Origin of the sequence: Terrimonas rubra (assembly GCF_042686025.1) — a bacterium.
Taxonomy (GTDB): domain Bacteria; phylum Bacteroidota; class Bacteroidia; order Chitinophagales; family Chitinophagaceae; genus Terrimonas; species Terrimonas rubra.
This window is the reverse complement of record NZ_JBHUOZ010000001.1, coordinates 1,415,253-1,429,932: the sequence shown is the minus strand read 5'-3', so window position 1 is coordinate 1,429,932 and position 14,680 is coordinate 1,415,253. Positions and strand designations below refer to the sequence as shown.

Sequence of the window (14,680 nt, the reverse complement as noted above, 5' to 3'; positions counted from 1 at the left end):
TATTTACTGTTAATTGTTATAGGTGAGGTTGTTTGTTGTTGTATTGTCCACCAGTTTTTTTCCATCAGGTGTGGTTAAACTGTAGAGTATAAATTTTACCAGCTGTTGTTTGATATGCCGTTTTGAATTATCCTGCAACAGCGACGCCGGCATTTTATTAATATATTCCAGCTGGTACACGGTATGTGCCGCAAACAGGTCGCTGTTGATCGTATCGTTGTATACATTTTCGCGTATGCCTCTTTCAATATTATAGGAAAGCAGGGTAGGTAAAAACAGGTTGCGGAAAACTTTATATTCACGATACGTGCTGTAATAAAAACGTCTCAGCTCGCTGATCACCGTGGGATTAAAATGTTTATTTAAAGCAATAATGGTTTTACAAATGTTTTTGTACTCGGTAACCGCATTATCGCCTTTATCGGTAATATCCAGTAAACGCTTTTCCGTATGGTTGATGATATGTTTATACACGGCATCCACAAAAGCCGTTTTATCGGTGTAGGACTTATAAATTGTTTTTTTGGAGATGCCGCTGCGTTGTGCTATTTCGTCTAAAGTAATACTATGCGGACCTTTCTGCATGAACAATATCATCGCATTCATCAGGATGTTATTATTTTCCATATAAACATTTATGTTTAACATTTTTGTCAATTTTGGTACAAAAAAAATTACTTTCTGAACAATGTCTTTAAAATTGCCTCCTTACGTTCGGCTATTAACTTGCTATATGATTTTTTACTTACTGCCAGGCCTTTCTCCAGCAGGGGACGCATGGTCAGCGGATAAGATACCAGGGAGATGATATTCAGTAAAAACTGGTAAGGATCCATTTGCGGAATGGTTCCCTTGTCCATCTCTACCTGCATTTCAGCAAAAAAACTTTCCACCAGCTTACTGTCCGGCCGGCCCTTCGCATGTATATTATCCACCATCTCGCTGTTATGGATCTGGGAAGCCAGGTAAGCATCCAGGTAAGGGTACTTTTTGGCATGCTCCATCCATATATCAATGATCTCGCCTACTTTTTCTTTGAAACTGATATTCGGATCGATCTTTTCCGATAACTTCAGCTTAAATTCCTGCTGCCCCTCTATAATTACTTTCTCCAGCAAAATATCCCTGGAACGGAAATAATAATGCAAGAGGGTACGGTTAACCCCGGCGGCATCGGCAATTTCCTGGGTGGTGGCATGAAACTTTCCCTCAGCAAAGAAGATCCGCTTGGCGGTCTCTTTGATCAGCTCTTCCGTTCCTTTATCTTTTGCACTCATACCGGGTTAACATTAATGTTTGACAAAATTGTTAAACAAAAGTAGTATTAATTCCCACATTGTCAAATTAATTTTCCGGCGTTTGGATTTTTTTAACAGGAATTCGAACACTAACAATCGTTTAGCAAAATAAAAAGCCCTGTCCGACGGGGTTTTATAGGTTGTTACCGGCTGCTGTACAAATGGCATCGCCTGTTGCCACGCTCGCTTGTACGTCCCGTTCATTGACCGGCTTTTTCCAGTTTTTCGGCCTTGTAAACAGGCCAGTAGCCATCCATCATAATCTAAGCGGGTAGCCAGCGCCCCGCTTACCGTTTCAATATATTTGTATACTAATACCCAACCCGATGGCAAAGGAGCTGATAGCGTTTTTATCAAAAATCAATGCATTTACACCGGAAGAGATTACCGAGCTGGCCAGCCAGATCATTGTAAAGGAGGTAAAAAAAGATACCATACTGGTACACCAGGGAAAGGTTTGCCGTCTTTGTTACTTTGTATTAAAAGGATGCCTGAGACAATATACACTGGAAGACGGTATAGAGAAAACCATCGCTTTTTATACCGAGGACCAGGCCATTAATTTTTTTACCAGCAAAACCAGCCAGACACCTTCCCGCAGTTCCCTGGTTACTTTAGAAGATGCGCTCATCCTGGCAGGCAACCCGGAAGAAGAGCGGGCCATGTATGCAAAATACCCCAAACTGGAACGTATAGCTCAGGCCATGGTGGAGCAGGATTTTGGTAAAACCCAGGATGCTTTTGCGGGCTTTATCACTTCTTCACCCGAACAACGTTACCTGAACCTGCTGAACGAAAGACCTGATCTCATACAAAGAGTGCCGCAGCGTTTACTCGCCAGTTATCTGGGTATGACCCCCGAATCGCTGAGCCGGATCCGGAAACGGATCATTACCAAATAATTTGTTCATGAGTAGCAGGTTTGCTTTTGTACTATAGTTATATATGGCCAGAGGTGAAAGAATACGATTACCAAACTACCAGTTTCGAATAGCCGGAGCACCACTATTCCTTCTGTTCACCTATTAATACCCAAATATTCCGCTGCCCCCTACTTTCTTTTTAGCTGCACCTATCTGGCGAATATTATAGGTAAAGGTTGCCATAAAATATCGTCCCAGTACATTTGTTTGCGTTGCAGAAATAATATTGCGGTTAGTAACTAAACCAATGCTGTTGTTTTGATTTAATAGATCCCATACACTTAGTTTTAATACGCCTTTCTCATCCTTTAACATGGTAAAATTTACAGCCATACTTAAACGGGTAACATTTTTAGGAATCCCGGCCGGCACATTGCCATTGTTTTCGTACTGCAACACCGATTCCCAAATTACATGTTTAGGCATCCGGATAATTAACTCAGTTGAAACTGATTTTTGATTGGTCTTTAGTGTTGAAAAATTACTGCTGGTAAATGTAGATTGGTAATTGGTCAAAGACATATCGTTATTCCATTCAACCTTGTCGTTAAAATTCAAGTTAACGCCTGCCCAATGTTCCAGGTTAAAATTATTTTGCCAACTTGTTTCGCCGTTATACGAAAGTTTATTTTTATTTAAACCATACCAGCCGCCTGCATTCCAGCCAAAGGTAAATTTAGCATTGTACTTATATTGCTTGTTAATATTGTAGTTAACCGTTGCATTTTTACTACCATTTGCATTTACCGGTGTACTGGTTTGAATACCGGATTTATCTACCACAATATCCTGCACAACATCGTTCCGGGTAAGTGTTGCGGTAGCATATAAGCTGATGTTTAAATTTTTCTTGCTGTTGTTATGGTAATAGTTAATCCTGAAATTGTCTCTTTCCGCTGGCTTTAAATCAGGATTACCATTGGTTAAGTAATACGGATTGGTATTGTTTAATGCAGGAATTAAATTGGTGTAGGCCGGTAAGGAAACATCCTTATTATAGTTAAAATTAAACTCCTTAAACACAATACCTAAAGCCGGTAAAAAGTTAAACTGACTTTTTGTAATAGCATTGTTCAACGATAATAACCGGTTATCATATTGTTGCCACAATGCTGTAACACCAGGCGTAATGGTCAATTTTTTATACATGTATTGTAACCCTACGTAGTTACTGGAGCGATGAAACTCCCGGTTAAATGTATTACTTAATAAAGGATTTAATTGATCGTATTTTTTATCACCATCCGCATCAAAAGTGTTTACTTTATTGTTCAGCTTATTGTAATCGTATCTTGCTGATGCAGTTACAGCAAAGCTATTATTTAACGGCAACCGATAAACCAGGGCACCGTAAATATTGGTACGGGGAACACGTTCTGCACGTAATTGTTGTAAGGTACTGTCAAATAAGATAGGATACAAAATATTGGTAAGCGAGTTGGTGGTAAAATCGGCCCGGGTGTTCGATATATCCAAACCATGCGTAGCTGTAAAGCGGGCTCCCTTTTTTCGTTTTGATAACCTGGTAACGGTAAAGTAATGACTGTAATTGTATGTATTATTTACGTTATCCTGTCCAATATTACCATTACTTAAATTGCCCAACTTATTATTGCTGCTACTGATATTTGTATTTCTTATTTCATCTTGTAAGCCTAAAGTATAGGTAGCATTTGCAATAATAGTTGTAACAGAATCAGGCTTTAGTTTAGTGCCCAGTCCAAAGTTATGGGCGTTGGAAATAATATCTGCCGTAGTTAAATTATCCTGCACAATAATGGTGTCTTCATTAAATTGTTTGGTATTTACTTTACGCCATTGATCCACTCTTATATTGCCAAAAAAATATTGCCCAAAAATGGATTGTTTGTTGTTAGGATAATGATTAATGTTTATACCTGCGCCTTTACTGTTGGAAATACCTCCTCCCCTATGCGCACCTCCAAAATTCACCCCGTTTACCACAATATTGCTTCCGCCTGAACTATACCGGGATGTAGTGGTACTGGTACTGTTCAGGTTACCCATACTCCGGCTAAGCCCTCCTGCCTGCATTAGTTCGCCGTAGGTAAACCCTGTTTTATTCAGGTTATTGGCATACCCTAACAAACTTATTTGTAATGTATCCCTGAACATGTTTACAATACCTCCTCCTTCAAAACGGTCATCCGTGCCGCCACCCGCATAAAGCTTTCCAAACAATCCTTTTTTAACCCCTTTTTTCAAGGTAATATTTACTACTTTACCAACATTGGACAGGTTGTTATCGGCATTCCTTTCCAGTTCTTCTTTATCATCCGTTACCTGTACTTTATCAATGATGTTTGCCGGTAAATTTCTGCTTGCCATTTTAGGGTCGGTTCCAAAGAAGTTTTTTCCATCTACCATTATCCTGTTCACCGGCTTCCCATTTACCATTATGTTGCCTTCTTTATCAACAAATACACCCGGCAGTTTTTTTAAAAGATCTTCTACTAAAGCATTGGGTAATGTTTTAAAGGAATTTGCATTAAATTCAATGGTATCATTCTTAATAGTAACCGGTGGACGTTCTGACATAATGATCACTTCATCTAACTCCCGTGTTGTAGGTATCATCCATATATTTTCAATGGTAATATCCTGTTGACCGGCGCTTAATGTAAATTCTTTTCTAAATGCTTCGTACCCGGAATAAGTAATTACACAACGCAATGTTTCGTTCAATGGTAAACCTGGTACTTTAAATTTACCTTCCTCATCGCTTAACCTGTATGTTACTATGCTGGTGTCTTTTGCTTTAAATACTGAAATAGTCGCCAGCGGAATATTTTTGTTCAGGCTACTATCTTTTATTATACCGGTAATGCTTCCTTTTTGGGCATATGTAGCCGAGGCAATGCATAGCAATGCCAGTAAGAATAATCTTCTCATTTATGGGTTTGTTATTGTAAGTGTTGAAAGCCGATTTTATCTAAAATCTGTCGTGCAGTGCGGGCAAGTTATCCTTATATTCAGGTTACCGGAACCAGTTGTTTTTTTATAAATTTTCTCATTATTAACACGCTCTTCTATAATGTCTGCCATTCCAATGAGGCTGGAGTAAGTTCCGCTGGTTTCCAGTTTATAGTTATTCATGTTTTGCAGCGGTATGTTGATTGTCGCAAATTTGTTGGTAATATCTATATTTTTTATCGTTGATGCCAGGTTGAATATTTTAACCTCCGTATTTGCGGCTTTGAGTGTTAGGTCATTCTTCAAATTTGTAATACGCAGGGTACCAAACGATTGCTCCAATTCCGTTAGTCCGGCTGTTATAATATCAAAATTACTTGAATTACCACGACCCGTAATTTTATCTACTGATTTAATATTTATATTGGCAAAGTCGGCTTTAAGCCCAAGTGTTCCGGCGTCTCTGATAGTAAGAGAGCCACTTTTAACTTCCAGGTCGCCACTTTTAATATTACTGGCCGAAATATTAGAAAACTCACTTTTTATTTTCACTGTTTCTACATCTGGTAATTCCAATGAAGAGCTTATTAAATCAAAGTCGAAGTTGTTTTTATTTCCGTTCACGATGATATTACCATATTTACTTTTAATGACAATACTTTTATTTGCCGGCAACTCTAATTCAATATCATTAACCTGTAATCTATTAATAAACTCATCGTCATCTTCAGTTGTTGTAGCCGCATCTACAATTTGCATCACGGTACGTTTACTACTATCCACTTTCATAATAGTACGACTACTTCCGGCTGATGCGACTATATCCATATTCGAATTTTTAGTATCAGAAGTTACCGTACTGGTAGTAGTTGTAGTTGTAGTTTGTGTATTACTATAACCAGAAGATGTAATGCTGGATGCCCTGGCAGTAGTACTATAGTGCTCGCCTTTATTGTTTATGATTGCTTCGTTCCCGATAATCATATTTTTCCAGGGAAAGTTTTTATCCCTAAACTGTGCCGTACTTCCAATTTGTAATTGCAGTACATTTTTATTTTTAACCTGTACAATATTCGCCTGTTTAATATACACATCATCAGCCAGTATTGGTTTGCTTTCGTCATAGTACACCGTAGTAGCAATTCTTACTTTATTATCTTTTGAGGGCTTAATGGTAAGCCTTCTCATAAAGTTTACTATTTGTATAGTATCAACTCCATTGGCCGATGCTTCGCCAACAACATTTTTTGCTTTCAAATTGGTTTTTACAACATCATTAATTTTAATCACCGTATCAAGTATTTCCTTACCATTTACAGTAGATGACTGAATAGTGATTTCCATTTTCCGTTTGTTCTGTGCGGTAACCGTACCTGCTGCTATCAAAAGCAAGAAGACTGTTATAATATTTTTGTATATCATGATTGCATTTTTTATTTAAAAACATGTACTTACATTTTTAAGTACTGTTGTTTATTTTTTTGCTGTGGAGGTATATTGTTATTTACTTTATTAATTTCAACTTGCAAGCTCTTTAATAAGTTTAGCTTTTGTTGATTGATAAATATTAGTTGTTGTAATAATTGCTCTTCCATTCCAAAGTTTACTATATCGGCTTTCAATTGTTTTTCTGCTATTTCCAATTGGCGGTACTGGTTTTTAAATCCGCCAAACATATCTTTACTTTCTGCGTATATTGGTGTTTGGTTAATATTCCTTAGTTGTGCATTCAATAGTTTATTAAAATTCTTGTCAATACTTTGAACAACCGTTTGCACTTCTCTGTCAATTGGATTGCCGGTGTTTTGTTTTGATCTATTTGCCTTTTTTAACGTTTGTTCCGCAGTGGTCCTTGCCAATGAAAGGTCCGTTGTTGTATCCGGCATAAGCACAGCCTGTTCATTTGTTAAAAGATCAGGCGATTGTATTGTAGCCTTACCTGCCATAGCCATTTCACCAGGCCCTGGCTCTTTTTGCTCCTGCATAACATACAACAATCCTGCTATCAATAAAACACAGGCTGCAGTTGCTGCATACAGGATTTTTCTTATGCTGATAACCGGTGCTTTTTTCAATGGTTTATTCAGCTTTTGCCAAACTTCAGGTGATGGGCTTTCAAAATCCATTTCATCCTTATGGTCTTCCAAAAAGTTTTTTAAATTATCCATTGGCCACTTTTAAAAAGTTCATAATATTTTCTTTCAGGAGTGATCTGGCCCTGTGGTACTGACTTTTACTGGTACCTTCACTTACCCCCATGGCGTCTGCTATATTTTTATGGGTAAGCCCCTCCATGGTATACAAGACAAATACCTGTCTGCAGCCATCCGGTAATTCTTTTATGGCTTCATGTATTTGTGCCAGGCTAATATTTTTATAAAAATCGTCCTCCACATTCTCCTCTATATCTATTATTTCGCTATTCCACTCCTCAATCTTTATTTTTTTACTGGTTTGCCTGATACATTCATTCACCACAATTCTTCGCATCCACCCGGCCACAGCTTCCGGCTGTTTTAACTGTGGCAAATGCTTAAAAATGGTGATGAAGGCATCGTGCAAAATATCTTCCGCCAATGCCCTTTCCCCGGCCATACGCATACAAATGCTAAACATCCCTTTGCTAAAGTGATGGTACAATTGTCCACGCGCTGCCGGATCCCCACTTTGGGCCTGGTTAATAATTGTTACTGATATTTCTGTTTGTGGCTTCAACTATGCTGTTCCTATATAAGAGTGTATGATGCAAAGATGGTTGGAAAATATTTACTTTTTTTTTGTTGAAGGCGGGCCACACGCTATGATATGATGAATTTGGTAAAGTGTCAAATACCAAATTAATGCGCCTGGCCCTTCATTATCAGGCCGTAAGCTTAAATAAATAGCTATAAAAGATGAAGAATTATGCTGTAAAACGCTTACTATGATAATGATACTGCAAGCCGGTACAACATAAAAAGGCAAAGCAGTGTTGTTAAATGATTTGCTGTTTTCAATATTATTTTAACTGATGGCTGTACAAAAGACGCAAGGCTGCCCGATGTCGAGGGTTTAGTGTGTAATGCAATGGAACACCGGAGCGATAGCGGAGCCCGTAACAGCGGGGACTGCTGCCGACCGGAGTTACTGCTGCTGACAGCCCCGGAGAAATAGTATACTTAGTATAGTGCATTTAGGTAAGACCGATGAAAAACTACCGGAGTGCCTGAAATACAAAAAGCCCCGATCTGCATCGGGGCTTTTCGCGGTGAGGGCGGGATTCGAACCCGCGGTACAGTTTAACCCGTACGGCAGTTTAGCAAACTACTGATTTCAGCCACTCATCCACCTCACCGACTGGCTGCCCTTTTTTGAAGGGGTGGCAAAAATAAAGATATCGCGGGATATAACCCAAAAAACAAATCCCAAAATCAGAAATAATTTCCGGATTTCGGGATTTGCCGTATAGGGAACCAAAGCCGCCTTACATAGAGGCCAATTGCACTTTTTGCTGCAATTCCAGTACGTTTTCACGGAAAACGCTGTCGGTATCCATTAAGTCTTTTACTGTCTGGCAGGAATGTATAACCGTGGTATGGTCGCGGCCACCAAAATGTTCCCCGATGGTTTTAAGGGAGTTCTTGGTAAAGGCCTTGGCCAGGTACATGGTTATCTGCCGGGCCTGTACAATTTCACGTTTGCGGGTTTTTTGCAAAAGTTTGTCGTAGGCCACGTCGAAATAGTCGCACACCATTTTTTGAATGGTATCGATGGTTATTTCCTTGCTTGCTGATTTGATAAAATTTCTTAACACTTTTTTTGCCAGGTCTAGGTCTATTTCCCTTCTATTTAGCGAAGATTGTGCCAATAGTGAAATAAGTGCCCCTTCCAGCTCACGTACATTACTGTTGATATTATAGGCAATATACTTTACCACTTCCTTTGGCATGTCCAAACCGTCAGCCTTCATCTTACGTTCCAGTATCTCGATACGGGTTTCGTAATCAGGTATCTGCAGGTCGGTACTAAGCCCCCAGCGGAAACGGCTTAACAAACGTTCCTGTACACCCTCCATATCCTTGGGCGATTTATCGGAGGTAAGTATCAGTTGTTTGCCGGACTGGTGTAAGTGATTAAAAATAGCAAAGAAAGCATCCTGCGAACGCTCGGCTTTGCTGAAGAACTGTACATCATCAATGATCAGTACATCTATTAACTGGTAAAAATGTATAAAGTCGTTGATAGCATTATTACGGCTATGGTCCATAAACTGGTTAATGAACTTCTCCGAGCTCACATATAATACCACTTTATTAGGGTTCAGTTTTTTAACCTCGTTACCAATAGCCTGTACCAGGTGGGTTTTACCTAAACCTACGCCGCCATATACCACTAAAGGATTAAAGGAGTTGGCGCCGGGTTTTTCGGCAACGGTTTTACCGGCACGGCGGGCCACACGGTTACTGTCGCCTTCCACAAATGAGTCGAAGGTGTAAGTTGTGTTAAGCTGCGGGTCGATCTGCATTTTTTTCAGACCCGGAATAACAAAAGGATTTTTTACGGGATTATTGATCACCAAAGGAAAATCCATTTCATTGTTAGAATAGGTTTTGTAACCGTTCCCGGTTACATCCATTGTAAGCGGTTTGTTGCGACTGTTACCACTATCCACCATTATCCGATACTCCAGTCTTGCGTCTTTTCCTAACTCTCTCTTTAAGGTCTTAGCTAAAAGGTTTACATAATGCTCTTCAAGATACTCGAAAAAGAATTGGCTTGGAACCTGAATGATAAGAACATTGTCCTTAACAGAAATAGCTTGAATAGGCTCGAACCAGGTTTTGTAATGCTGCCATTCTACAATATCTTTTATGATCTTTAAACAATTAGCCCAAATTTTTTCAGCGTTCATATCCATCTGTCAGGGGGCAGTTTATTAGTCGAAATGATAAAGTTGGTTAATTAGTCTATCCACATTTTTTCTCACACATTGTCAATAAAAAAATTTGGACGGGAAGCGAATATCTACATTTCTCTGATAATAAAAAACTTTATTCCTTTGTTTTTTTTCTAAAAAAATAGTCTGTCATTTTCCCGCTTTTTTTGATGAAAAATTTGGAAGTTGACATAAAAACACCATAGCGATAATACCCTGATTGCTGAGTGTTATATTACAATTGTTTAGACGAAAAACAAGGCTGCCGGGTTGCTTTTATCATCCTCGTTCAATTACTTTACCAGGGCCGCTGACTTTAATACTCACCAGGGCCCGTCCGGCAATAACCGGCAAGCGCTCCTGTAATGTTCCACGCTCTTTCGATAGGTATCTGTGTAGCTGTATACCAGCTATAATATTGTCCTTAGAAATTTGTTTACAGGTATATATACTATTAAACAAAAAATAATGTATTTTGTAGGGAATTGCTACATTTGTTGACAACTAAAACTAACTACTAATGATGAGAAAATACGCTGCCACCCTGGTAGTTCTTTTTCTATGTGCCATTACTACGTTTGCACAAACAACGAAAAAGAAAGTTACGCTTGGTGTTAAATCGGGCATTAACTTAAGCACATTCAGAACCCCCGTTCATTATAGTAACTATGATCCCAATTGGGAAAAGCTTGGCTTTGTATTTGGCGGCTCACTGGAAGCTACCCTTAATAAGTCTTTTGATTTTGAGGTGGATGCTTTGTATTCGGCCATGGGTTCAAAATTATTAGGCGCTATGGGCGACGAAACGCATCGTTTTAATTACTTCTCTGTTCCTTTATTATTTAAATATAAGTTTGCCAAAAACTGGCGGGTAATGGCCGGTCTGCAGGGCGATATTTTATTCAATGCCAAACGTATTGAAGAGCAACAGGACAGAACAAGCGTGGTAACCGACAGGATAGGTCATTTTGATTTTGCCTATACCGGCGGTATAGAAGCCTTATTAGGCACCATGTTCACCGCCCAGCTGAGGTATATTCATGGCCAGCATGATGTATCCTTATGGAAAGATGAAACAACCGGTAAAAACCAGGCTGTTCAGTTTACCCTGGGGTATAAATTTAACTGTAAGTCTAAGAAGTAATGACCAGTAACAGATAACAGACGGGCCGGTATACAAATGTATACCGGCTTTTTTGTACCGTTTATTGACCCTTTTTGCCAACCAAACGACGGATTGCTTGTTTTAACATTTGTTGCCGCAGGAAAAATAGCAACGTATCATAAACTAAATTAGTTTTGTGGCGAATGACAGGCACTAAAAAAAACATCCGCATCCTGTTAGCAGTAACCCTGCTACTGTGGGTACAAGGATTGTATGCACAAAAATACTTATCAGGCACCGTTAGGGATGTACAAAGCGACGAAAGGATCCCCTTTGCCTCCATCACCTTTAAAGGCACTGCCTACGGTGGTTTAACCGACTCGGCAGGCGGCTTTAGTTTTGCTTACCCCGAATGGCCTTCCGATACTGTCATCGTTTCCTGCGTGGGCTACCAACCCTATACTTTTTATTTACCGGCCGACAGCACCCGTATTACCGTAGAAATACAAATGGAAAGAGGTACTTTTAATGAAGGAGTACAGGTGAAAGTGCGTATCAACCGGGGCTTATGGGTATGGCGCAAGATTGTACAACATAAGGATAAGAACAACCGGTATAAGTTTGATAACTTTTCTTACGAGCTGTATAATAAACTGGAGCTGGATATCAAGAACCTTAACTTCAGGCGTTTTACCAAATTAAAGCCACTGAAAAGTTTAGATGATATTATCAGCAGTCATATGGTCGACTCCTCGGGACAGGACCAGAAATACCTGCCTGCTTACCTCACCGAAGCCGTATCTGATTATTATTATCAAAAGAAACCACAAAAAAGAAGGGAAGTTATTAAGGGCGTTAATACCAATGGGGTGAAGAATGAAAGCATCCTGAAATTCCTGGGCGGCATGGACCAGAATATTAACGTGTACAATAATTTCATTCCCGTATTTGATAAACAATTTGTAAGCCCGGCCAGTGATAACGGCGATATGTACTATAACTATAACGTAATTGACACGCAGATGATCGGTGGTCAGCGTTATTTTCACCTTACGTTTGTACCCCGCCGTAAGGGCAGTTCTACTTTCGAAGGCGATTGCTGGGTACATGTGGGCAGTTATGCCATTCAGCGCATGAACCTTCGTTTGGGTAAGGATGCCAATATCAACTTCGTGGAAAGCCTTAGCCTGATACAGGAGTTCTCCCTGATCAATGACAGCACCTGGTTTTTAACCAAGGATAAATTTGTAGCCGATGTATCGCCTGCCGGGAAAAAAGTGCCCGGGGTAATTGGCCGTAAAACCACCACCTACCGTAATATTATTGTAAACGACAGCACCGTTACAGCGGAGCTGGTGAAGAATAAAAAACTGGAGGAAGTGGTAGTGGTGGACGAAGCCAATAATAAGGACAGCAGCTATTGGTCCTCTTCCCGCTCCAGGCACGAAGAATTATCCCGTATTGAAAAAGGTATTATCAATATGCTGGATACGCTGAATAACAGCCCTTCCTTTCAGCGCCTGACCAAGCAATTAAAATTCCTGGCCACCGGTTATTTTGATGTGGGTAATGTGGAGCTGGGCTCCGCCTTTAACTGGTTTACCGCTAATGGCTGGGAAGGCTTCCGTATGCGCTTTGATGTGGCCAGTAATAAATATTTCGATAAACGTTTCTGGTACCATGGTTACCTGGCTTATGGTTTTGGCGATAAGAAGTTTAAAGGCAAGGGGGAGTTATTTTATTTACCCAAGAAGGATCCTCGCCAGTACTTCCTCTTATCCTATACCAACGATCTTGACTTTGGCCAGAATTATTATGGCGAAGTAACCCAGGATAATATTTTTGCCCTGGCGATCCGCAAGCGTAATGTTACCCGTAAATACTTAAGAGTAGAGGAAAAGAAATTCGAGTTCTTTAATGAGACCCGCAGCGGCTTCTCTACCCTGCTAACCTTAAACCATAAGAACTATTACCCTTTATTAAACCTGCCGCCCAAGGACTCTTTTGACCTGCCCCGCAGCCAGGCCATGACCACGGCGGAGGTATCCCTGCGTTTACGGTTTGCTTACCTGGAAAAGTTTTTGGAATCTACATTCTTCCGTACCAGCCTGGGCAGTCCCTATCCTATTATCGAGGCCAATATTACCAAGGGCTTTAAAAATGTACTGAGCAGCGGTTATAATTATACCAAGATATCGGCCAGTGTTTCGGATTATATCAATGTGCCGCCCCTGGGTAATATCAGTTTCAACGTATTTGGTGGTAAAACCTTTGGCAAACTACCTTATGTATTCCTGGATATGGCTCCCGGTAATGACCTGTTTTATTATAACCGGCACGCCTATAATATGATGAACCGTTTCGAGTTTTTACATGACCAGTATGCCGGTGTAAATTTTGAACACAATATCGGCAGCGGTATTTTCAGGATCATGCCCAAACTTAAATTCCGCCAGTTCTGGACAGCCAAAGCTTTATGGGGCAGCCTTTCCGATGCAAACCGGCAAATGAACTTCAAGGAGGGTAATTTATTCCAGAGCCTGGATGGAAAGACTTACCTGGAATTGGGTACCGGTATTGATAATATCCTGCGTTTTATACGTATTGACTGTGTATGGCGGGTATTACCTACGTCGGAATTGCGTTCTGCCGGTTATGTTACCAAACGTTTTGGCGTGTTCGGCAGTTTCCGTTTAGCCTTTTAACGGTATGCGGGTTTTATACTCGCTTTAATTCCTATACATTTGTAAAAAATTGATTTATGCAACTCAATTTCAGCGAGCTGCTAACCATTACATTCACCCTTTTCGCGGTAATAGATATTATCGGGTCTACCCCCATCCTCATTTCTTTAAAACAAAAAATGGGCGGGCTGCGGGAATTAAGGGCCACCCTTATTTCAGGTGGTTTAATGATCCTTTTTTTATACCTGGGCAAGGCCTTCCTGGATATCCTGGGCCTTTCGGTAGAAGCTTTTGCCGTGGGCGGCTCTATCGTGATCTTTATCCTGGGCCTGGAGCTGGTATTGGGTATCGAATTTTTTAAAGGCGACGGTGATGTGAAAACGGCTACGGTAGTCCCCATTGCCTTTCCTTTAATTGCCGGTTCGGGTACGCTGACCACCATCATGTCATTAAAGGCCAATTACCACGATACCACTATCCTGGTAGCCATTTTAATTAACCTCGTTATTATATATATCGTGTTAAAATCACTGACCCCGATAGCAAAATTATTAGGTTCCGGAGGTTTAGCGGCTGTAAGAAAATTTTTTGGCGTAATATTGCTCGCCATTGCGGTAAAAATATTTGCCGCCAATGCACCCGGCTTGATTAATTAGCCGTTTTGGCCTCGTAGTACAATGGATAGTATAAGAGTTTCCGAAGCTCCAGATACAGGTTCGATTCCTGTCGAGGCTACCCAACCGGAAAGGTGCGAAATTTTTGCACTTTTCCGGTTTTTTATTTCCCCCCAACCCGCTCCCAGCGTGTATATCAGCCGAACA

11 protein-coding genes and 2 tRNA genes are annotated in these 14,680 nt (G+C 40.3%); 5 read left to right on the top strand and 8 right to left on the bottom strand.

Annotated elements, in window-relative coordinates; genetic code table 11:
• Positions 1-9: 9 nt before the first annotated feature.
• Positions 10-627: a TetR/AcrR family transcriptional regulator gene (locus ACFS6H_RS06055; RefSeq protein ID WP_386096290.1), complete on the bottom strand. Its 618-nt coding sequence runs from the start codon at positions 625-627 to the stop codon at positions 10-12.
• 47 nt (positions 628-674) lie between these two features.
• Positions 675-1,277, bottom strand: a complete 603-nt coding sequence (locus tag ACFS6H_RS06050) for a TetR/AcrR family transcriptional regulator (protein ID WP_386096288.1) — start codon at positions 1,275-1,277, stop codon at positions 675-677.
• A 347-nt stretch (positions 1,278-1,624) separates the two neighbouring features.
• On the opposite strand from ACFS6H_RS06050, the gene ACFS6H_RS06045 reads away from it, so the two are divergent.
• Positions 1,625-2,200 carry a Crp/Fnr family transcriptional regulator gene (locus ACFS6H_RS06045; RefSeq protein WP_386096286.1) on the top strand — a complete coding sequence of 192 codons (576 nt, stop codon included), beginning with the start codon at positions 1,625-1,627 and terminating at the stop codon, positions 2,198-2,200.
• A gap of 123 nt (positions 2,201-2,323) precedes the next feature.
• On the opposite strand, the gene ACFS6H_RS06040 is transcribed toward ACFS6H_RS06045, so the two are convergent.
• From ACFS6H_RS06040 to dnaA, 6 genes are all read right to left on the bottom strand, one after another.
• Entirely contained in the window at positions 2,324-5,134 is a 2,811-nt protein-coding gene (locus ACFS6H_RS06040) for a TonB-dependent receptor domain-containing protein (RefSeq protein WP_386096284.1), read from the bottom strand.
• A gap of 36 nt (positions 5,135-5,170) precedes the next feature.
• Complete coding sequence (locus tag ACFS6H_RS06035; protein WP_386096282.1) at positions 5,171-6,577, bottom strand: hypothetical protein; 1,407 nt, start codon at positions 6,575-6,577, stop codon at positions 5,171-5,173.
• 29 nt (positions 6,578-6,606) lie between these two features.
• Positions 6,607-7,323, bottom strand: a complete 717-nt coding sequence (locus tag ACFS6H_RS06030) for a hypothetical protein (RefSeq protein ID WP_386096280.1) — start codon at positions 7,321-7,323, stop codon at positions 6,607-6,609.
• Complete coding sequence (locus ACFS6H_RS06025; RefSeq protein WP_386096278.1) at positions 7,316-7,870, bottom strand: RNA polymerase sigma factor; 555 nt, start codon at positions 7,868-7,870, stop codon at positions 7,316-7,318. The genes ACFS6H_RS06030 and ACFS6H_RS06025 overlap by 8 nt, the downstream gene beginning before the upstream one ends.
• Positions 7,871-8,400: 530 nt before the next feature.
• Positions 8,401-8,489: transfer RNA gene (locus tag ACFS6H_RS06020), tRNA-Ser, on the bottom strand.
• 129 nt (positions 8,490-8,618) lie between these two features.
• On the bottom strand, positions 8,619-10,052 hold the full coding sequence (gene dnaA, locus ACFS6H_RS06015) for a chromosomal replication initiator protein DnaA (RefSeq protein WP_386096276.1): 1,434 nt from the start codon (positions 10,050-10,052) through the stop codon (positions 8,619-8,621).
• A gap of 538 nt (positions 10,053-10,590) precedes the next feature.
• Here dnaA and ACFS6H_RS06010 point away from each other — a divergent pair.
• The 4 genes from ACFS6H_RS06010 to ACFS6H_RS05995 all read left to right on the top strand — a co-directional run bounded on the left by ACFS6H_RS06010 (position 10,591) and on the right by ACFS6H_RS05995 (position 14,594).
• Positions 10,591-11,214 (top strand): porin family protein, encoded by a 624-nt coding sequence (locus ACFS6H_RS06010; RefSeq protein WP_386096274.1) that lies wholly within the window; start codon positions 10,591-10,593, stop codon positions 11,212-11,214.
• A 164-nt stretch (positions 11,215-11,378) separates the two neighbouring features.
• On the top strand, positions 11,379-13,880 hold the full coding sequence (locus ACFS6H_RS06005; RefSeq protein WP_386096272.1) for a DUF5686 family protein: 2,502 nt from the start codon (positions 11,379-11,381) through the stop codon (positions 13,878-13,880).
• 56 nt (positions 13,881-13,936) lie between these two features.
• Positions 13,937-14,515, top strand: a complete 579-nt coding sequence (locus ACFS6H_RS06000; RefSeq protein WP_386096270.1) for a MarC family protein — start codon at positions 13,937-13,939, stop codon at positions 14,513-14,515.
• Between the two features lie 7 nt (positions 14,516-14,522).
• Positions 14,523-14,594: transfer RNA gene (locus ACFS6H_RS05995), tRNA-Arg, on the top strand.
• Positions 14,595-14,680 lie beyond the last annotated feature (86 nt).